A 20859-nucleotide genomic window follows, 5' to 3' on the forward strand; every position below is an offset into this window, starting at 1 on the left:
TGATAGTAATAGGATGTTGTTTGTTTTTTTTACGCGTGGCAGCGCTTTGCTTTTTTGATTTGTAATGCGTGTTGTTGATAAGGTGTAATAATTGTCCCCCCTTTTGGATTTTACAACGAATACAAAGCATTCGCCTGTTAAGATGTAATAATTATTTTCCTTTCTTTAATTTTATAATGCACATTACTCAGTTCCAGTATTTTCAATACATCATTTAAGCTGTTATTCCGCTCAATTTTGCCTCCAAACTCCCTTTCCGGTACAGCACCTTCATAAATGACTTCCACATCATACCAGCGGCTTATCTGTCGCATTACGCCCTGCAGTGTTTCATGGTTGAAATGGAAGTAGCCATTTTTCCAGGCGATGATCTCTTCTACATCGACATCTTTCTTTATGGTCATATTTCCATCCTGCAGGCGGGCTTGTTGGCCCGGGCTGAGGCGTACGGCGGCGGTATTGTGTTGTACCTGCACGGCACCTTGCAGCAGGGTGGTCTGGATGCTTTTTTCATCCGGGTAACCCATGATATTGAAATGGGTACCTAAAACCTTAACCTCCAGGTTGTTAACTTTCACAACAAAAGGCTGTTGAGCGTTTTGTGCTATTTCAAAATATGCTTCGCCGGCCAGTTGCACTTCCCGGGTGTTGCCGGTGAAAGTGGTGGGATACCGGAGTGAGGTAGCAGCGTTGAGCCAGACTTTGGAACCGTCTGGCAGGATGATCATGAATTGTCCCCCCCTGGGAGTAATCAGGCTATTATAATGTGATTCACTGCTGCTGTTTTTGTCTGTTTTATAGGCGAGTTGACCATTGTTGAGTTTGATGACCTGGACGTTTCCCTGGTGGGCAATAGCGCCATTGGTGGCGCTGTCGAGTGTAATCTGGCTGCCATCAGCGAGCGTGAGGATGGCTTTATTACCACCAGGAGTTATTGTGTGTGCTTGTTGGGTAGCTAAGGGCTTTGGTGCTGGCTCATGCCTTTGGGTAAAATAGAGGATGCCGCTCACGAGGAGGGTCAGGATGGCGGCAGCTGCAGCATAAGGCATTAAAGGCCGTTTTTGTCTGCGTGGTTGTGCCTGGTCGGCAAGTATGCCGCCTATGGCTGTTTCCCATTGCTGGCGCATGCTGTCGTCTTCCAGGGAGTCTAACAGGTTGTTGACTTCCTCCTGGGAGATGTTTCCACCCAGGTATTTTTCTAAAAGGATTGAAAAGGTTTTCTGATCCATAACAATGTAAAGACGCACAAGCGGGAGAGAGGGAGGTGGTCATTTGAAAAAAAATATTGGAAGGCTGAAAAGTGGCATGGGAAGATGGGGAAAAGTGGCGTGGGTGGGGATATTAAATACGAAACACTTCGCTGTGGAGCAAGGTAAGTATCAGCACCCATAAGAATTACTGAAGGAATAATAGCCCCCACAAAATAATAACAGACCGTGCATGCTGACTGTTCAAAGCTCTGCGTAAGATCGCAATCGCCTGCACGATATAACTTTTTATCGTAACAGGGGAGACCCCCATTTTATGGGCAATTTCCTTATGCTGCATTCCCTGGTAACGGCTTAATCTGAACGCTTTCTGCTGTTGGGGAGACAGGCTGTGAATTGTACGCTGAATAGTCTGTTCCAGTTCCCTGTATTCAACCTGTTCATGAACATTAGGGGCTTGCTGTTCCTGGAAGCAATCCATGATATATTGTCTGTATGCTTTATCGCTGGCTAGCTTGCGCATACGGGTGTAAATGAGGTTCCGGGCGGCTATAAAGAGAAAACCTTCCAGCTTTTCGACAGCGGTGAGAGTGCTTCGTTTTTCCCAGAGCATAGTAAATACATCCTGGGCAATGTCTTCAGCCAGGTCAGGTGAGCGGGTAAGGATCAGTGCTGTATTATAAATGGGGTGCCAGTATTTTTGAAATATAAGCTGGTATGCATGTTCGTCTCCCTGGGCGATCAGAATCAACAAATCGGTTTCACTATGTGGAACTCTATGCATAATATAGTTAAGGAATGTTTTAGGCTGGTAATTTAAAAGTAATAATAAAAATACATTTTGCAAATCAATTATTGTTTTTGAGCCCGGCAAGAGTGCCGGGCTTATTCTTAAACTATTATAGATTTGTGAAAAAACATGGATGTCTGGCAGGAATACCTAACATGTCTGTTAAATTTATAACCCCTAATGAAAATTAAATGGGTTGGATGAAAGGATTTGCTTTAATGCTTGTTAACTTCATGGCAAAGAAATGGAAATGTTGATTGTAAGAATAGTTGCGGGTGGGTGTGCAACCCCAGTAATTGATTTGATAATCAGGGGATTGTTCTTTTAAAAAAAGAAGCCAGGTAAGAATACCCGGCTTGTATTTTTGAATGGATATGTGGCTAAAAGATAAATAGGTGTAATTAGTTTAAAGACGATTTATCGAATGAGGGGAAAGGATAGTTGTTATAGTTCGAGCAGTTGATGGTGATGTTGAAGTTGGAATATTTAGGGATATGGCGGTAGTGGAACATGAGTAACAGGATGAAACGGATGGTGGATGGTTTACTGCCTTTGGTGACGATTCTGACATGTAGGGTTTTGAACCAGTTGTTTTCCTGGTGTTGTAGGGTGAGGGTGAATAGTTTTTGTTTGTTCATATTGATTGGGTTTTTTACAAAATAAAGGCGTTGGGAGAGGGGAGAGTAGTTGCGGAGGGGTGTGTAGTTGCGTGTAAGTGATTGAAAATAAATTTTTAATGGAATTTAAAAAAGCCTCACTTAGTGAGGCTTTTTGATTTTTATTTCCTGGCTCAAACCACCTTCAACGGCTTTGTAAATAATCACTACCTCAAATTTGCTTTAGCCACTGTGTCATCCCTTTCAAAATCTCAGTAGCCTTAGCAATCGCTGCCCGCTCAGGCGTACGATAATGATTCTGAAAACTCTTGAACGCTATTTCATCCGCCTGCTTTGAGCTAAAAAGCTGGATCACAAAACGCATGATGGCAGTCTCCTGTTTTACAGACACATACTCGCCCGACCGCACAAATGCAGCCATTAGCGTAGCTATAACTGATACAGCAATATTCAATTTGAGTTTTTCTCTGGTAAGGGGTTTATCGGGATCCGGTGTTCCTGTAGTATGGAAGAAGCGGTTGTCGATAAAGAGCTTTAATCTCTGGACCGCTGATAATGTGTATTGTAATAAAGACACGGTGAAGGAACCTTCGCCGCTTGCATGGGGAAGGGCCTCTATCAGGCAGTTTTCAAGATGAGATAATACTCTTGAATATGACGATATGATGTCATTGTAATATTGAGGAGACGATAATAATACTGCCTGTTTAAAAATGGCGACTTGAATTTCTTTTTCATACTCGTTAAGTTTAGCTTTCTGTTCTTCAAACTCTTCCTGCGTAACCAGCGGAGCATCTTTAATGCTGATATTACAGACCAGTTCAGACAGAAGTTTAATACAATTATCAGGTTCCAAGATAATCTGGTTTTTTGAGGTTAATCTGAGTGCGCATTTACTCAGAGAAATGAGATTTATCCGGGGTGGTCGCTGATTTTGCGGTTGCAAAGCTAATTCATATTCACAGATGTATTAAATAATTCTTTTATCCAAAATAGCTTCCTGGAAATGAATCAGTCATATCTAATCTTAAAGCGTTTGATTCCGAATAGGATGTAATCTTTTTTTATGTGAACTTAATGTTATATTTTTCCCAAATGAATATTCGCATGTTCGGGAAACTGGAGCAGGATGGTTTGATCTCCCCCGGGTCAATGTCCAACATCCATGCAGCCGCCGGAAAAAAATTGTTTAGCCTCCATTGGGAATTGAAAACCATTCTTTATTTAGGAGTACTGTTATTAAGCGGGGGACTAGGTGTTCTTGTTTACAAAAATATCGATACCATTGGCCATCAGGTCATTCTACTAGCCATTGCACTAGGTTGTGCCGGTTGTTTCTACTACAGCTTCCGGAAAAAACTACCTTTCTCCTGGGGAAAGGTACCCGCCCCCAACCCGTTTTTCGATTATGTGCTACTGTTAGGCTGTTTGTTGTTTATCACATTCATCACCTACCTGCAGGCCGCCTATGGTGTATTTAAATTTCATTATGGGACAGCTACGTTTATCCCGCTGATCGTATTGTTTTTCAGCGCTTATTACTTCGATCATTTAGGTGTACTAAGTCTGGCAATTACCAACCTGGCTGCGTGGCTGGGCGTAAATGTATCGCCCATGACCTTTATCGCAGGCTCCATGTTCATCAGCATGCACCTGATTATAACGGGATTGTTGCTGGGTGCTGCCCTATTGCTGGTAGATTTTCTGACACATTACCTGCGAAAAAAGCCTCATTTCGGTTTCACCTATCGCAACTTCGGTATGCACCTTATGCTGCTGGCCTGTGTGACTGCCATGTTTATATCCAGTGAAAGTTACCGGATGGAAGGTGATGCCATCTATCTCTTATGGTTCGCAATTCAGGCGGGCACAAGTTTCTATCTATACAGGGAAGCACTGAAGCATCATTCATTTTACTTCCTGTTGATGATCGCTTTATATGGATACGTTGGATTGTCTTACGTAGTCGTACGACTGCTCCTCCTCACTGAAAGCGAAGGTGGCATCTACGCAGGGATCCTGTATTTCATTGCCTCTGCCATTGGACTGATTTTATTCCTTGTTAACTCAAATAAAAAGATCAAACATGATAGCCTACAATAAACAACAGCTGGATAACAGGGAAATCATCATTGAAGCAGAAAAGGCTTTCAGGAGGCAATTAATCACCCAGGAAGAACTGAATGGCATTAAAGCCGCCTACCCGGTGGATTTGTATACACCTAATATGTACCTGCGCATAGGATTATTTATCCTGAGCCTGATCATTGGGATCTTTTCTTATGGGTTCCTCTGTTTAATCATGTTGAGCGGTGCTACAGAACATGTGTTTGGTGGGATTAATATCTTCTTTGCAATAGGTTCCTACATTGTATTGGAGTTGCTGGTGAAAGAGAAGAAACACTATAAGTCCGGGGCAGATGCTGCGATGATGTGGATGAGCGGAGGCTCGTTTATTGGAGGCCTGGTATTATTTGATATACATATGAGTCCAACAGCGATGGGGATAATTGTTCTCATCGTCAGCATGTGGTTTTTTCTCCGTTTTGCAGATCAGGTTATGGGCTGGGTTGCACAGTTGGCATTGTTGTATATACTGCTGATTAATCTGACCTCATTACTTTTGATACTGCCGTTTGTAATAATGGGTGTTTCATTTGGCATGTACTGGTTGTTGCGCAACCTGGTGAATCAGGAAGCATTCAGGCATTATAAAGGGGTGATGAAAGGAATGCAGGCCCTTGCTTTGCTGGCTCTCTATGCAGGAGGTAACTATTTTTTAGTGAGAGTTACTTATGAATCCTGGCATTATACTCCTGAAGGAGAAGTAAAAGGATTACCTATGGGATGGCTCTTCTGGATGCTGACAGTTGTAGTACCCCTTGCTTATTTATTTTTTGGTCTTAAAAATAAAGACCAGATCCTGCTTCGTGTAGGCCTGGTTTTAGTAGCGGCTATTGTTTTTACAATCAGGTATTACCATAGCGTAGCCCCACTGGAAGTCGCCATGACTATTGGCGGTTTAATTATGATCTTATTGGCTTACGGCATCATCAGGTACCTGAAAGAACCTAAACATGGATTTACTTCTGAAGAAGATGATGAAAAAGGAACACTGGAAGCATTGCAGATTGAATCTATCGTGATCTCCCAGACATTTAAAACTGGTGCGCCCGCCAAAGACCGCTTTGATTTTGGTGGTGGTTCTGCTAGTGGTGGCGGTGCCAGTGGACAATATTGACCTAAAAAAGAGACCGACGGTTACTAGCCGTCGGTCTTTGTTGGTGCTGTCAGCAGGTGCATCAACTTGATGAGAACTAAACTGACGCAAAGATAGAATGGTGGAAAGAGAGTGGGTAGAGGGGAAGTACGGAAAAAGGAACGTAGTTCTACGGAAACTGGATGGTACGTAGAATGGTCAGCATGCCAGGGCCAGCTTGCAATGACTTGCGGCAGCAGGGAAGTGATCCTTTAAGTTTTAAATATGTAATCATTTTAAGCCTCCTGATAATCTTTACTAAGTAATCACGCTTAGCCCAAGCCTATTCCTTTCTCGGAAAATAAAAGGCATTATCCAGCTTCGTCATCCCAATCCTGGGATAATACTCCATCGCTGATGGTGCCGACAGTAACAACAACATCGTCTGGGGGCCAATTGCCTCCTGTGTCAATGCCACCAGCTGCCTCCCGATTCCCGCCGTTTGATAATCCTTGCTCACCGCCAGATCAGACAAATAACAGCAATAACAATAATCAGTCACAGACCGGGCTACCCCCACCAGCTTATCACCATCCCAGGCTGAAATTACCAGATTTGAGTTTTCATACATCTTAGCAATCCTACCCGGATCTTCTGTCGGCCTTTTCAGCACCGCATTGTCATATAATTCAATAATATCCTGTGTAGCGGGAACCCTGTCTTTCTTGTAATGGATGTGCATATTTTTTCTGGTTTACCTGTCAAAACTACTGTTTGGCAGGACTATCTTTGTGTCCCAGTTCTAAAATACAAAGTAGTCCAGATGCTGCCGTTCCAAACTCTCATTCCACTGAATAAAACCTTAGCCCTGCCTGTCTACAGGCAGATCGCCAACGCCATTTCCCAGCACATCAAGAACGGAATTCTAAAGCCTGAAACTGCCCTGCCCGGGACCCGTGAAATGGCCGGGATCCTGGATGTACACCGCAAAACGGTCGTTGCGGCCTATAGTGAATTACAGATCCAGGGCTGGATCCTGGTTACCCCCAGGAAGGGATTTTTTGTAGCGGGTAATCTCCCTGAACTGAAACCCCGGGAATGGAAACAGGAAGTTACCAGCGGCTATGGCAAACAAATGTCTGCCCCATTCAATGTCCTGACAAAAGACCGTCAGGGAAGCATCTATCCTCCCAATACCCCCTTTCGCCTTACAATTGACGACGGTTGGCCGGATACCCGCTTAGCCCCCCTGGACTTACTTATGCGTGAATACAGAAGTCTGCTGAAATTTAAATATAAGAACCCCGTAACCGGTACCGTCACTGCCGGAGCCCTCCACCTGCGCGAGGTGATGGTAGACTACCTCTCTGAAACCAGAGGCATCAAGGCAGATGTTCCCCATCTCCTCATCACCCATGGTGCCCAGATGGCCATTTATATAGCAGCCAGACTTACCATCACACCCGGAGCCAATGTGATTGCCGGTACTCCGGGCTATTATACTGCCAGCCAGGTATTCGAACACCTGGGTGCCAACCTGATCACCGTGCCTGTAGATGATCAGGGCATAGATACCGATGCTGTAGCAGCCATCTGCAAAAAGCATCCTATCAGCATGCTCTATGTGATTCCGCATCATCATCATCCGACTACTGTGACCCTGAGCCCAGCCAGGAGAATGCACCTGCTGGAACTGTCTGCCCAGTACAATTTTGCCATTATCGAAGACGATTATGATTATGGCTTTCACTATAATTCTTCTCCCTACCTGCCGCTGGCCAGCGGCCATCATGATGGGAGGGTCATCTATATTGGCTCCTTCTCCAAGTCCCTGGCGGCTTCTGTACGCATTGGCTTCCTGGTAGGTGCTGAAGACTTCATCCAGCAGGGCATATACCTGCGCAAATTACTGGACCTGAAAGGCAACCATCTCATGGAAGATGCGCTGGCTATATTGATCAAAAACGGGGACATGTCCCGGCATCTGAAAAAGGCAAATAAGATCTATCATGCCAGGTTACAGCATCTGACCACGCTACTGGATACACGTTTGCAGCATGCTGTTGAATACAATATACCTATGGGAGGAATGGCCATCTGGACCCAATTCAAAATCCCGTTAAAATCCTTGTCAGCCCATGCTGCCAAACAGGGATTGTATATCAGTGATGGCTCAAATTACATGGTCGGAAATGCCTGTAGAATTGGTTTTGCTTCGCTGAATGAACAGGAAATGACGGAGGCGATCACAATCCTTGCCAGCGGTATATAATCCCTTGCATTTAGGGGATTTTCTTTGTATTATTAACCATTGCTTATCAACTGGATCTATTATGCAGAGAAAATTATGCCTGGCTTTAGCCTGTATTGTCATGTCCTTTAGCGTTTCCGCTCAAAAAACCAGTAACGACCCTGCAAAAGAGAAATGGTTCATGGACCTTGGTCTCGGTATGTTTATTCACTGGAGTGTAGATGCACAACTGGGTGCCGTCATCAGCCATAGCATGGCAGGAGCCTCCGACGAATACCTGGAGCGGTTTACCAAAGAACTGCCCAAAACCTTCAACCCACATAAATTCAATCCTGACGACTGGGCTGTGCTCGCTAAGTTGGCCGGTATGAAATACGTGGTATTCACCACTAAGCACCACTCCGGTTTTTGTATGTGGGATACGAAGACGACTCCTTTCAACATCATGAATACGCCGTTCAAAAAAGATGCAACCAAAGCCATCTTTGATGCCTTTCGCAAACAGGGTATTGCGATCGGTATTTATTTCTCCCCTGAAGATTTTAACTTTTTATACCAGCAGCATGTACCTGTTGGCAGAATGCAGCTGCCACAGCACTTTCCTGAGAAGAATCCGGGCCTGATGGCGCTGGACAAGGCACAGCTGAAAGAACTTCTCAGTAACTATGGCAAGATAGACTTCATCTTTTTTGACGGTCCTGCCGAAGGTCTGAAAGAATACGCCTGGGAACTGCAACCTAATATAGTAGTTACCCGCGGGCAGATGAATACTCCTGAGCAGGAATTGCCTGATTCTGTATTACCCGGACCCTGGGAGGCCTGCTTCACCATGGGCACTGACTGGCAGTATAAGCCTACCAATGACCCTCAGAAATCGGGTACAGAAATGATCAATATGCTCATTGAAACCAGGGCCAAGGGTGGCAATCTCTTATTGAATGTAGGCCCTAAACCGGATGGTGAGATCCAGATTGAACAGGAGGCCTTGCTGAGAGAACTGGCGCTGTGGCAGTTTGCCAATAATGAGGCGGTGACAGGGGTACGTCCCTGGCATATTGCTAAAGAAGGCAATGTATGGTTTACCCGCGGGGCAGATACTACCACCGTCTACGCCTTTGTACAGGGTGGTAAAGATTGGAAATATGGAGAAAGAAAAGATATGGTGTTTCATACCCTGGAAGGAAATGCCCGGACGAAGGTCTCCATTCTTGGTTATGCCAGCCAGCTGGTAGAGTATAAGGAAAATTTTGATGCAGGAATTTACTCCCAGAATACCCCGGTAGGGCTCTTCATCAGTGCGGTAAACGGGCAACGGTTTTACACAGACCGCAAGTGGCCAAACCCTGTAGTACTGAAGATTGAACATGTAAAATTCAAGCCTGTAGTTACAAGCTACCGGCAGAGTACCATCGATGGTGCCAAATAATACGTATGGCTGTCAGCCGGTAAGCTGACCAGGATTGGCTTACTGGCTGACAGAATTTATTATCTTTGGTGCACTTTATGCAATTAGCGAAAAAGATACTAACAGGGGACCTTACACGTTTTGGCCAATACTTGCGCGAATGGATGCAGGGAGACAGTGCGCTTTTTAATAAGATCACTGATTATATTCTGCGGCATTCCGGCAAGCAGGTAAGACCTGTATTCGTCTTGCTGAGTGCGCACCTGGCGGGAGAGATCACAGAACAGAGTTACAGGGCCGCAGTATTGGTAGAGCTGTTGCACAATGCCTCGCTGGTGCATGATGATATCGTAGATGACGCGGCGGAGCGAAGGGGACAAGCCTCGGTAAACGCCCTCTGGAAAAGCCGAACGGCTGTGTTAGTGGGCGACGTGATGTTTTCGAACGGAATGCTTCAATCTCTCTCGATAGGCGACCATAAGATCCTGAAGATTTTCTCGGATGCCATTGAAGAGACGATCATCGGAGAGCTGGAACAGCTCACTCGCTCGAAAAAGTTAAACTTAAATGAAGACGTCTATTATACCATCATCCGTCAAAAGACGGCAGCGCTGTTAAAGGCAGCATGCAGGGCGGGAGCGGCTTCCACCACCAATGATGAAAGCGTAATTGAAAAAATTGCATTGTTTGGAGAAAAGGTCGGAATGGCCTTTCAAATCAGAGACGACCTGTTTGATTATGGCACTGAGGATGTCGGCAAACCAGTGGGCAATGACATCCAGGAAAAGAAAGTAACCCTGCCATTGATTTATACGATTGCCAATTGTTCTCCGGCACAACGTAAAGAATTATTATACATTATCAGGCATCAGAATACCAACAAAGAAAGAATCGCTTACCTTATTTCAGTAGTAAAGGAATGCGGTGGCTTAGAGTATGCAACTGAACGCATGTATGCCTTCAGGGATGAGGCATTAGCCATTCTTGATACCTTTGGAAATACCGCTGTAAAAGATGCACTGGAAGAAATAGTTCGCTATACGACCGACAGGAAGTATTAACGGTGTTCAGGCAGGTGTATGACAATTATAAACCTTATTCCTGACAATTATAGTCCTTACTCCTCCCTGGTAACGAAGGAATTAATTAATACCACCCACAATAAGAAGGTACAGGTACTGCCATGGACAGTCAATGACCCGCAGGAGATGCAGAAAATGATGGATCTGGGGGGTAGACGGAATCATTACCGATGACCCGGAAACCCTGGTGAAATTGGCCGGCTCTTATCAGAAGAAATAGATTCAGTACCTTTGCGGTTCATTTTGAATCGTATTATGACTTTTGATGAACTAAACCTCAGCAAGCCTTTATTGAATGCCCTGAGTGATCTGGGCTATACAACGCCCACCACCATTCAGGCGAAGGCCTTTTCTGTGGTCATGTCCGGTCAGGACGTATGTGGCATAGCACAGACCGGTACTGGTAAAACCTTTGCTTACCTGTTGCCCTGCCTGCGGCAGTGGAAGTTTTCCAAAGAGCGCTATGCCCAGATTCTGGTAGTAGTGCCTACCCGCGAACTGGTAACACAGGTCGTAGAGGCAGTAAAAAAGCTGACTCCCTACATGAATGTGGAGGTAGCCGGATTTTTTGGCGGGGTGAACATGAACCCACAGATGGTGACTGCCAATGGCAAACTGGATGTGGTGGTAGCTACCCCGGGCCGCCTGGTAGACCTGGTGCTGAGTGGTGCATTGAAACTGAAAGCTATTAAACGACTGGTGATAGATGAGGTGGATGAAATGCTCAACCTGGGATTCCGCCCACAATTGAAACATATCCTGGATTTACTGCCGGCAAAAAGGCAAAACCTCCTTTTCTCAGCAACAATTACCCCGGAAGTAGAGGATCTGATGGAGGTGTACTTCAATGCACCGGTCACAATCGAAGCTGCACCTGCGGGTACTCCCCGTGAAAATATCAGTCAGACTGCCTACGCAGTACCTAACTTCAATACGAAGGTGAACCTGCTGGAACTGTTGCTGAAGACGCATGAGGAAATGAGCAAGGTGCTGATCTTTGCAGCTACAAAGGAACTGGCGAACCAGCTGTTTGAGCAGGTAGAGACAAAGTTCCCTGAGCGCGTAGGAGTGATTCATTCCAACAAAGAGCAGAACCATCGTTTTAATACAGTAAAGAAATTTAAGTCAGGCGAATACCGCTTCCTTATTGCCACTGATATCATCGCGAGAGGTATCGATATTGAGGATGTAAGCCATGTACTCAACTTCGACGTGCCTGAAGTACCGGAGAGCTACCTGCATAGAATAGGTCGTACCGGTCGTGCAGATAAACATGGTAAGTCCATCATCTTCTATACAGGCCGTGAAAAAGATGGATTGGAAAGGATCCAGGCATTAATGAACTATGAGATTCCGCTGGTACCCTTACCCGATGACCTGGAAATTTCCGATGTACTGACAGATGATGAGAAACCCGAAGTGAAGATGAAGAATTTCCTGGTGGCATTACCCAAGCTGGAAACTTATGGACCCGCTTTCCATGAGAAGAAGGCGAAGAATAAGAAAGTGAATGTAAAGATCTCCCACAAAGAGAAGATGCAGCTGAAGTACGGTAAGCCTAAAACAAGAGGTGCCAAGAAGAAAAAGAAATAAAAAAAGACCCGGCTTTACAAGCCGGGTCTTTTTTATTACCATGTTTTTTCGCCTTTCTTCATTTTGTCATAAATGGCCTGGTATTCCGGGATCTCTTCTTCATGGGCCAGTTCCACTGATTTTACCATCCATTTCAGGGCGTTTTCCTTATCGCCCAGTTTATACAGGAGGTTTGCATAAGTCCCCATAGTAAAAGTATTCTTTTCAATTTCCACTACTCTTTCCATCCATTTCAATGCCTGGGTCAGCAAGGTGGTATCGTTGGTGCCATTGAAGACCTTTTGCGCCATGCTGCTGATTTTGGTAGGGGAGAAGCTGGTGCCGCCTTTGCCGAGGTAGTCAGTAACACTTTCAGTCAATGGCTGCCAGTCATGCGTCTTTTTTGCGTCTGCTTCCATTTCCAGGATAGCGAGGAATTGCGGGCGGAATGGATCCGGAATGGAAGTGGTATCTGCATTCTGAAGGGCCAGATCCGCCTTGAATGTTTGTGGAATGAAGGCAGCGTGAATTTTACGCAGGGTATCCAGCGGTATTTTTATGATCCTGCGATCATACGTGATCAGTCCATTTTCTTCAATCTCCACATCGAAGGGTTCTGTATAGATAGAGCCTGATTGACCTTGTGTTTCGTAATCCTTGAGCTTTCTGACCATAGAAGCATAGCGGGTGCTGAATTCGGCAGGAGTAATTTTTACATATCCCCATCCGGCGGCAGCATCCCATTCATGGCCTTTTACGGGTACGCCGATGCCACCCCATTCACCCAGTACTCTTGCTTTGCCGGGGAGAGCGGGGGCAATACCGGGGCCGGGATAATCATGAACATCTGCAAAGTCGGCGTTGGCCCACTTTTCAGAAACCTGTTGTCCGTCCATCTCGTAGTTTTCGCCGGTATGGCCATTCACCAAGCGGGTAGGATCTGTGCTCTTCAGCCATTTTGTAAGGCGGAGCTGGTCGTAGGTAAACCAGCCTTCATTGAAAAGTACCCAGGAGATGATGGAGGGATGGTTATACAATTGGGCCACGTTTGCGGCACTTTCTTTTTCAAAAGCTTCTTTTGCCTCTGGTTTCAGGCTGGCGCAGGTCACCATATCCTGCCATACCAGCATGCCTAATTTATCTGCATAGTAGTACCAGCGGGCAGGCTCTATTTTGATGTGCTTACGGATGGTATTGAAGCCCATGCTTTTGATGGCTTCTATGTCGAACTTCAGTGCTTCGTCAGTAGGGGCGGTATAGAGGCCATCCGGCCAGAAACCCTGGTCCAGTACGCCCAGGTTGTAGGTATACTGGTCGTTCAGGTAAATTCTTTCCTGTCCTTTCGGATCTTTTTTGATGGCAATTTTCCGCATGCCGAAATAAGAACTGACGGCATCGGCGGTATCTCCGTTTTGAATGAGTTTTACGGAGAGGTCATAGAGAAAAGGATCTTCCGGGCTCCAGAGGTGTGCTTTGGGCACAGGTATTTTGATGGTTTCATTGGCTTTACCTTTTACGCGGCTGATGGTCTGCCCCTTGCTGCCGGCAAAGGCAGCTACTTTTACATTACCTGTCATACCAGTGGTTTTGACAGTGAGCGATACGAAGCCGCCGTCAACATCCGGGGTGATAACGAGGGAGGAGATGTAGGTGTCAGGTACGGTTTCGAGCCAGACAGTTTGCCAGATGCCGGTAGTGGCGGTGTAGCGGATGCCTTTGGGAGCCAGTACCTGCTTGCCGTGGGGATTGATGCCCTGGTCGGAGGGATCCCAGACGCTAACCAGTATTTCGTTGTCGCGTTCTTTCAGCAGGCGGGTGATGTCAAAAGAAAAGTTTTGATAGCCGCCGGTATGAGTGCCTGCCTGTTTTCCATTCACATACACGGTGGTTTGCCAGTCAACTGCGCCAAAATGGAGCAGGATCCGTTTGCCTTCAGGTCTGGTCACCGCTGGCAGGCGACGTTTATACCAAAGGCGTTGAGAGGGCAATACAGCCTTTTTAACGCCTGATAATGCCGATTCTATAGGATAAGGCACCAGGATCTCGCCAGCGAAAATTACAGGCTTTGTAGCGTCTTTATCAGTAATGGCATATTCCCATAACCCGTTCAGGTTTTCCCAGTTGTCACGGATCATCTGCGGACGTGGATATTCGGGTAGTGCATTTGCAGGAGAAACGAGCTGGGACCAGCGGGTTTGCAGTGCGGCTGGTTGGATCTCCCAGTTGGTCTGCGCGTGTAATACAGGAGCTGCACAGGAAAAGGTGAGGAAAATGGCAAGTTGTTTAACAAAACGTTTCATTATAAAGTACATGGTGTTTAAGTAGCTGACGAATATAGCAGCCAGGGGGAAGTATATCCGCAGTTATAGAAGGTGAAATATGACTAGTTGCGGATGATGGGGGAAGGTAACATGAAGATTGACTCATTTAGATTCTACAGCCGGCCACAGGCCTTCCTTTCCTGCCTTCGATCGCTGATGCCGCAGGCATCAGCGATCGGCTAGAATAAAAGTCAGGCGAGCATTGAAAGCAGCAATAAGGGCATACCGGCGAGTTGCTGGTACAATTCGACTTTGCTGGTTAGCTGGAAATCATCATACTTCACCAGGCCGTAGCGGCGGATTTCCTCTTCGGAAAACAATGTTGTAAAGGGAATGAAATCAGGAGCCAAGCCCTGGGATGCCAGTTTATCAGCATAATCTTCCCCATAAAAACGAACATGTCCCGGATCTCCGAATGCAATAGCCCGCTGGGCCGGAGAGGTAATGGAATAATCCTGATACGTCTTTTTCATGCCATGTTTGATGGGCACCTGGATCAGGGCAATACCATCGGGTTTGAGCACTCTGCGTAGTTCGCGCATAGCCTGTGCATCGTCATGAATGTATTCCAGCACATGGCTGCAGAGGATCACATCATAGGTGTTGTCCGGAATTTCGGGCATGTCTGTGATGTCAAGATAGATCGTATCTGCAGGGTAAGTACTTTCAAACATCTGTGCGAATTTATCTGCAGGCGTGTATTGCAGCCCTTTGATCTTCCTGAAATAATTGTAGAAAATAGCTTCAGGGCCGATGTGGAGCAGCTTCTTGCCGGGAGCGATAAATGCAGGATGTCGCTGAAGGTAGAGCCATAGTGCGCGATCGCGTTCGTTGGAGCGGCAGCGCGGACATTGTCCCGGTCGTCTGTCAACGCCGAGGGGCAGAAAGTGCGTAAAAGAATGATTACAGCAAGGGCAGTTTACAGTGTTTCCACTATAGTAAAGACCGCGGAATTGCAGGTACAGCGGTAGCGCTGTCCTTTTCAGGATTTTTTTAATAATCTGACGCATGAAAGTTGAGCATTAGGCTGATAGGGAATTATTACGCATTACTTGTTGGATCAAATGTGAGGAAAGAAACTGAATGTGCAAGAGGAAAATGACTGCCGGTAGCTTCATGGGCAAATGAAATATAAATTATAAAATAAATGATTTGTAGAACTGTGGGTGTGGGCATGTTGACGGCGGACTGAAGAAGTGTCTCTAAGGGAAAATAAAAGTGCGGTCAGGATGCAACCTTTTAGCTGAAACGATCACTCTCATATATGAGAACCATATTTTTCTTTTTGTTGACCATAAATGGGTTTGGACAAAATCTGCCATCCCTGCTTCTGAATAAGAATATCAATGCGACCGTCTGGACCTTTCTGGATATCAATTTTACAATTACTCAAAATTGTGAATATACCATCAGAAAAGGAGAATTTAAATCAACCGGTTTGTTAAAATGACATAAATCATGAATGTCGATTGTTATTTGCAGTAGCTTTGCAAAAATTTGAGAACGATCAGTGTTGCAAATCACTAAAATATTCAACTTTGAAACGGCCCATGCCCTGCATGGATACGCCGGCAAATGCAGGAACTTACATGGACATTCCTATAAACTGCATGTAACTGTCAGCAGCAAAACACCCGAAGAAGGATATTTGGGGGGCACAGGAATTTTGATGGACTTTAAAGACCTGAAGAAACTGGTAAATGAGAAAGTGGTTGATAAATTTGATCACCGCCTTATTCTGTCCAAAGCTTACCTGGCTGCTAACCCGAATCTGGGAGAGCTGGAAAATCTCGAAATCTGGGACATGGAACCATCCGCAGAGAATATCATCCTGTATATCAAGCAGGAGTTGCAGGGTGGATTTCCGGAAGATGTAGAGTTAGTTAAACTGGTTTTGTATGAAACCAGTGATTCGTACGCCGAATGGATCAAGTAATATATTTGAATCTAAGCCGCAATAGAGTGGATCAAGTCACAAACTGGTGGTTGTATCATGGGAATCATCGCATAGCTTTAAGGATCAACATTATGGTAAACTGATACACCCTTTTTCCGATAAAAGGCCTGAGCAATGCTCAGGCCTTTTTGTTGTAGCCTATATGCAGGCTGCTGTTCTATACTGTCAACTGTGCCTGTGGCAACTCGCACGCTCCGCCTGCACAGGCGATAGCACCCAGGGTGTTCACATCCACATAATCAGGTAATTCCTCTTTGTATTTGCTCCAGTCGATCATCTTTGCATTCTTCACGATCGTCATGTAGCGATAATAACGATGCACATCTTTCAATGCATAAGTCATTTTCTTCAGATCTTTCTTAAAGTAGTTCCTGGCAAACTTCTTCGCACGCCTGATCCAGTCTTTCTGATAGAAGATTTTTTCACGACTTCCTTCCAGGGACAGATTTCTGTCCAGCACATACATACATGCTTTCCATAAGTCCTGGTCAAATGCATGCAGACCATCCACAATCAGACCAGATGCCATGATTACGCCGTCTCCATACATCTTAATCAGTTCATCGGGGGTGAATACTTCTGAATAAGGAGCCTGGTTGTATTCCAGAGAACCGGACATACCCAGCAGAGAAATACCTGCAAAGTATTTACGGTTAGCATAGATATAATCGGTTACATCTTCCCAGTTATCCACTGAGATCGTGTTGGATACATTATGTCTTACCGATGGAATCACGCATCTTTCAATATTGGTACCCGGATACACCCAGTTCTCCATGATGAACTTCACAATTTCCAGGTGTTTCACACCATATACATCGTGTTTGCTCATTGCCTTGGGTTCCGCTTCCATGGCAAAGCCAATGGCATAGTCGCGACCATTGAAATCCCATACACTTTTCTCTACCAGTTCCGGATTCTGTGACTTGAAGAACTCTACGCCATATTCATCCGGATTGACCTGTACATAACGGATCCAGCGTTTACCTTCCACAGGTTTTACACCTGATGAAGAACCCAGGATAATTGCACCATTACCATCAGGTTTGCTCAGCGTGGTACGGGCTGCATAATTGATACCTAATACTGCTGCCAGTTCCTTGTTAATATCTTTGATGAGTTGTACACCTTCTGCCAGTATTTCTTTGTTTAGCAGTACATCAGGATTATCTAACCATCCTGAAATAGCACAACCTAATAATGCTTCTTTTTTAAAGATTTCTTCGGTAACACCTCCTACATAATCGAAGGTTGTATAGCCTGCCTGCAGCGTACCTAAGATGGCCAGTGCCTTACACATGCGCAGGAAAGTCTTTTTATCCCGGCACATCGCACCATTACCAGTCGTCAGGTTACATCCCTGCCAGCCGGATACCCATCCATCTTCCGTTTTCAGTTTAGGCACCATCCCTACTTCTACACATGGATTGTACAGAATTTCCAGATCATCCAGCCATACGAAGCCGGGTTCACCAAATTCCTTTACTGATTCCATGATTGATTGAAACTCTTCGTAAGTAGTTTCTGATTTCAGCAGGGCAACAGAATTATTAGAGCGTGCACGTTGGGGTTGTGTAATATACCAGTTACCGGTCTTGGCATTCAGCATCTCCTCATCATCTTTGCTGAAAATACAGATGGTGGCGCTTCTTCTTACACCACCAGCCAGTACTGCATTTGAAGCATGCATTACGATATCGTATGCCAGGATGCTTCTCATGGTACCACCTTGTGATTTCAGCCATTGTTCGATGATTTCTTCGATCTTCTGAATCGCTATCTTCAGTGGATCGGAGCCAGGTGCCTTGAAGCCGGATGAGATGTAAGCTCCTTTAGGTCTGATCAGGGAATAATCAAGCCTTACCTCATATCCCCAATAAGTCTGGAACTTATTGTCAGCTCTGAAATAGGAAGCCAGCAGTACGCCGATCGCATCTGCCCAGCCTTCTATACTGTCTTCAATTATGAAGGTTCTTGTTCCTTTGTCACGTACCTGTAATTCAGGCAGTTTTGCAATGTGATGATGTTGTACTGAAAAACCAACTCCACACCCGCTCAGCAGCCACCACATAGATTCCCGGAAGAACTCCGGTCTGTCGCAATAAGAGGTCAGACAGTTGTACATCTTGGAGTTATGGCGCAGGATGGGTTGTCCACCAAATTGAAGCGCCCGCTGTGAACCTAATACCAGTTTATCAACATAAGCATCTTCTGCAAAATCCATGTATTCCGACAACACCTTGTTATCAAGCAGGTGTGCGTATTTGTCACGGTGCATTTTCATGACCCGCTCCCGGATGGCTTCTTCCCAGGTTTCCTTCCTGCTTAGTTCAGGACGGTACTTTAAATAGCCGGTCTGTAGCTTAAATTCTGATAGAAAGTTCTGCATGCTCTAAAAGTCTTGATTTATAATGCCTAACAAGGGTATGGCTAGGAATAAACAGCGAAGTTGGCGATGTGATAACGCTACAAATGTATTGGTTTGGGGAAAAGGCCCTTCAGAAAGTTAAACACATGTGTGCATAAATAGTTTCTATTTTTTAAAAGGCCTGCGATAGCAAGGTAATCCACTCTGTTTAAAATTTTACTCACCAAATACCTATTCTGAAAAATCTTATATCTTCACATCTAAAATCCGGATTATTAACACCAATCTTACCAAAGAAGAACGCTGGGCCTTATTTCGCGCGGCTCTCATCACATCACCGCTCATCGCGATGCTGCTGGTTACCCCCGTATTCCTGGTCCGGAATGTGAGTACTACGCACATTTGGATCGGTTTTCCCTTCGCTACCGTTGGTATATTCATAGCATGGATGTTCCATATCTTCCTGATCGGGCGGGTTGCACTTAATAAAAACCGGTTTTTTGTCTCCACCTTTACAATGATCTTCCTGACAACTATTACTTATTTCTTTGGCAGGATGAATCATTTTATACTCCCCGGTACTGCTTTCTATTTATTCAGGATCGTTAATATCATTGCGGTCAATTCCATGATATTTATCATTTCTGTGGTGATCTTATTGAACAGGACCAAAAAGAAACTGGACATCGAAAACGAACAATTAAAATTCGCTAACCTGCAATCCCGTTACGAGGTATTGCACAACCAGCTGAACCCACATTTTCTGTTCAATGCGATCGGTACAGCTAAGGCGTTGATCCGCAAAGATCCGGCCATTGCCGATGAATACCTGGTGAAATTATCGAGTTTCCTCCGCCTGGGCCTGGAAAATAAAAAGTTCGATACCATCACTGTGAAAGAGGAACTGGCTTTCTGCGAAGATTATATCGCCCTGCAGCAGATGCGCTTTGATACCGCTCTTCAGTTTGCATCAGAGATTGATGAGAAATATCTTACCTATTTCGTGCCTTATTTTGCTATCCTGATTTTAGTGGAGAATGCCGTGAAGCATAATAACATGACAGAAGAAGCCCCCCTTAAGATTACAGTGACAAATAATGAAACCAGTTTGTTGGTAAGCAATAATATACAGCCCCGTTTCCTGCTGGAGGCATCTTCCAGAATGGGATTGCAAAACCTGAAGGAGAGATACCGCTTGCTGTATGGTGAAACTGTTACTGTCAATAATGACGGAGAAACATTTAGTGTAAGTATAAAAATGATACGCAAATGAATGTAGTGATCATTGAAGATGAGAAGAACCTGGCCGAAGAATTACAGCATTATATTCTCACTGCACGCAAAGAATGGACGATTGTAAAGATCCTTCCTTCCGTAAAACAAGCCCTGGCATGGTTTGAATCCAATACCTGCCAGCTGGTGTTCAGCGATATCCAGTTGGGAGACGGACTGAGTTTCGAGATCTTCCATCAGTTAAAGCACCATGTTCCCGTCATTTTCTGCACTGCATTTAATGAATACGCCATCCAGGCATTTAAAAGCAATGGAATTGATTACATCCTGAAACCTTATGGGCAGTCAGCTATCAATGATGCGATCACGCATTATGAATCGCTGCGACAGAGTATTTCACCGGATTATAATACCATTATCCAGTTATTGCAGAAGCCCAGCGCTACTTCCAGGTTGCTGGTCAGCCTGCGGGACAAGATCATTCCCATTAAAACAGAAGATATTGCCCTGTTTTACATCCAGCATGGGCAGGTATCCCTTATTGATTTCGAACAGCATAAGTATGTTATCAGTCAGCCGCTGGATGAACTGGAAACTGTGCTTGGCCCTGGCTTTTACCGGGCAGACAGGCAGCACCTCGTGAACCGCAAGGCTATTCGCGATGTATCCCAATACCTGGGCAGGAAACTGTTGCTCAACCTCCTGGTAGATTATAATGAAGCCATTACCATCAGGAAAGAAAAAGCGACAGAATTCCTTGAATGGCTCACAAAAGACTAATCCATTCCCCATTTTGTCTAACTCAGCAAACCTGATTTTTACAGTTGCTGTTTGTTTTGAATATTTGCTTTCGTAA

At 45.1% G+C, this 20859-nt stretch carries 18 protein-coding genes; 10 read left to right on the top strand and 8 right to left on the bottom strand.

Annotation, left to right across the window (positions count from 1 at the left end):
* Window positions 1-137 precede the first annotated feature (137 nt).
* From DXN04_RS05275 to DXN04_RS05290, 4 genes are all read right to left on the bottom strand, one after another.
* On the bottom strand, window positions 138-1229 hold the full coding sequence (locus DXN04_RS05275; RefSeq protein WP_116852230.1) for a FecR family protein: 1092 nt from the start codon (window positions 1227-1229) through the stop codon (window positions 138-140).
* A 166-nt stretch (window positions 1230-1395) separates the two neighbouring features.
* On the bottom strand, window positions 1396-1992 hold the full coding sequence (locus DXN04_RS05280; protein ID WP_116852231.1) for an RNA polymerase sigma factor: 597 nt from the start codon (window positions 1990-1992) through the stop codon (window positions 1396-1398).
* A gap of 407 nt (window positions 1993-2399) precedes the next feature.
* A complete protein-coding gene (locus tag DXN04_RS05285) occupies window positions 2400-2636 on the bottom strand; it encodes a hypothetical protein (protein WP_116852232.1) in 237 nt (78 codons plus the stop codon).
* Between the two features lie 190 nt (window positions 2637-2826).
* Window positions 2827-3471, bottom strand: a complete 645-nt coding sequence (locus tag DXN04_RS05290; RefSeq protein ID WP_147319840.1) for a hypothetical protein — start codon at window positions 3469-3471, stop codon at window positions 2827-2829.
* A 239-nt stretch (window positions 3472-3710) separates the two neighbouring features.
* On the opposite strand from DXN04_RS05290, the gene DXN04_RS05295 reads away from it, so the two are divergent.
* Window positions 3711-4718, top strand: coding sequence for a DUF2157 domain-containing protein (locus DXN04_RS05295; RefSeq protein ID WP_116852234.1), 1008 nt, complete (start codon window positions 3711-3713; stop codon window positions 4716-4718).
* On the top strand, window positions 4702-5856 hold the full coding sequence (locus DXN04_RS05300) for a hypothetical protein (RefSeq protein ID WP_116852235.1): 1155 nt from the start codon (window positions 4702-4704) through the stop codon (window positions 5854-5856). The genes DXN04_RS05295 and DXN04_RS05300 overlap by 17 nt, the downstream gene beginning before the upstream one ends.
* A gap of 301 nt (window positions 5857-6157) precedes the next feature.
* Here DXN04_RS05300 and DXN04_RS05305 read toward each other — a convergent pair whose 3' ends face one another.
* Window positions 6158-6556, bottom strand: coding sequence for a GNAT family N-acetyltransferase (locus DXN04_RS05305; RefSeq protein ID WP_116852236.1), 399 nt, complete (start codon window positions 6554-6556; stop codon window positions 6158-6160).
* Window positions 6557-6637: 81 nt separating this feature from the next.
* Between DXN04_RS05305 and DXN04_RS05310 the strand changes: the two genes are divergently transcribed.
* The 5 genes from DXN04_RS05310 to DXN04_RS05325 all read left to right on the top strand — a co-directional run bounded on the left by DXN04_RS05310 (window position 6638) and on the right by DXN04_RS05325 (window position 12145).
* Complete coding sequence (locus tag DXN04_RS05310) at window positions 6638-8086, top strand: aminotransferase-like domain-containing protein (protein WP_116852237.1); 1449 nt, start codon at window positions 6638-6640, stop codon at window positions 8084-8086.
* A 61-nt stretch (window positions 8087-8147) separates the two neighbouring features.
* Window positions 8148-9491: an alpha-L-fucosidase gene (locus DXN04_RS05315; RefSeq protein ID WP_116852238.1), complete on the top strand. Its 1344-nt coding sequence runs from the start codon at window positions 8148-8150 to the stop codon at window positions 9489-9491.
* A 77-nt stretch (window positions 9492-9568) separates the two neighbouring features.
* On the top strand, window positions 9569-10531 hold the full coding sequence (locus DXN04_RS05320) for a polyprenyl synthetase family protein (RefSeq protein WP_116852239.1): 963 nt from the start codon (window positions 9569-9571) through the stop codon (window positions 10529-10531).
* Between the two features lie 18 nt (window positions 10532-10549).
* The gene (locus tag DXN04_RS34725; RefSeq protein WP_158568852.1) at window positions 10550-10726 is read left to right on the top strand and encodes a glycerophosphodiester phosphodiesterase family protein; all 177 of its coding nucleotides are present in this window, start codon (window positions 10550-10552) and stop codon (window positions 10724-10726) included.
* A gap of 81 nt (window positions 10727-10807) precedes the next feature.
* Window positions 10808-12145 (top strand): DEAD/DEAH box helicase, encoded by a 1338-nt coding sequence (locus tag DXN04_RS05325; protein ID WP_116852240.1) that lies wholly within the window; start codon window positions 10808-10810, stop codon window positions 12143-12145.
* Window positions 12146-12180: 35 nt separating this feature from the next.
* Here the strand turns inward: DXN04_RS05325 and DXN04_RS05330 are convergent, their stop codons facing one another.
* Entirely contained in the window at window positions 12181-14424 is a 2244-nt protein-coding gene (locus tag DXN04_RS05330) for a glycoside hydrolase family 2 protein (protein WP_116852241.1), read from the bottom strand.
* A 212-nt stretch (window positions 14425-14636) separates the two neighbouring features.
* Window positions 14637-15455 carry a class I SAM-dependent methyltransferase gene (locus DXN04_RS05335; RefSeq protein WP_116852242.1) on the bottom strand — a complete coding sequence of 273 codons (819 nt, stop codon included), beginning with the start codon at window positions 15453-15455 and terminating at the stop codon, window positions 14637-14639.
* A gap of 500 nt (window positions 15456-15955) precedes the next feature.
* Here DXN04_RS05335 and DXN04_RS05345 point away from each other — a divergent pair, with 500 nt between their 5' ends.
* The gene (locus DXN04_RS05345) at window positions 15956-16381 is read left to right on the top strand and encodes a 6-pyruvoyl trahydropterin synthase family protein (RefSeq protein ID WP_116852244.1); all 426 of its coding nucleotides are present in this window, start codon (window positions 15956-15958) and stop codon (window positions 16379-16381) included.
* 178 nt (window positions 16382-16559) lie between these two features.
* Here the strand turns inward: DXN04_RS05345 and DXN04_RS05350 are convergent, their stop codons facing one another.
* Entirely contained in the window at window positions 16560-18791 is a 2232-nt protein-coding gene (locus tag DXN04_RS05350) for a glycyl radical enzyme family protein (protein ID WP_116852245.1), read from the bottom strand.
* A gap of 328 nt (window positions 18792-19119) precedes the next feature.
* Between DXN04_RS05350 and DXN04_RS05355 the strand changes: the two genes are divergently transcribed.
* Together DXN04_RS05355 and DXN04_RS05360 are read left to right on the top strand one after the other, a co-directional pair.
* Window positions 19120-20043, top strand: coding sequence for a sensor histidine kinase (locus DXN04_RS05355; protein WP_116852246.1), 924 nt, complete (start codon window positions 19120-19122; stop codon window positions 20041-20043).
* Window positions 20040-20783: a LytR/AlgR family response regulator transcription factor gene (locus DXN04_RS05360; RefSeq protein WP_116852247.1), complete on the top strand. Its 744-nt coding sequence runs from the start codon at window positions 20040-20042 to the stop codon at window positions 20781-20783. Before DXN04_RS05355 ends, DXN04_RS05360 begins: the two co-directional genes overlap by 4 nt.
* The last annotated feature ends 76 nt before the right edge of the window (window positions 20784-20859 follow it).

This window comes from Chitinophaga silvisoli (assembly GCF_003412465.1).
GTDB classification, from domain to species: domain Bacteria; phylum Bacteroidota; class Bacteroidia; order Chitinophagales; family Chitinophagaceae; genus Chitinophaga; species Chitinophaga silvisoli.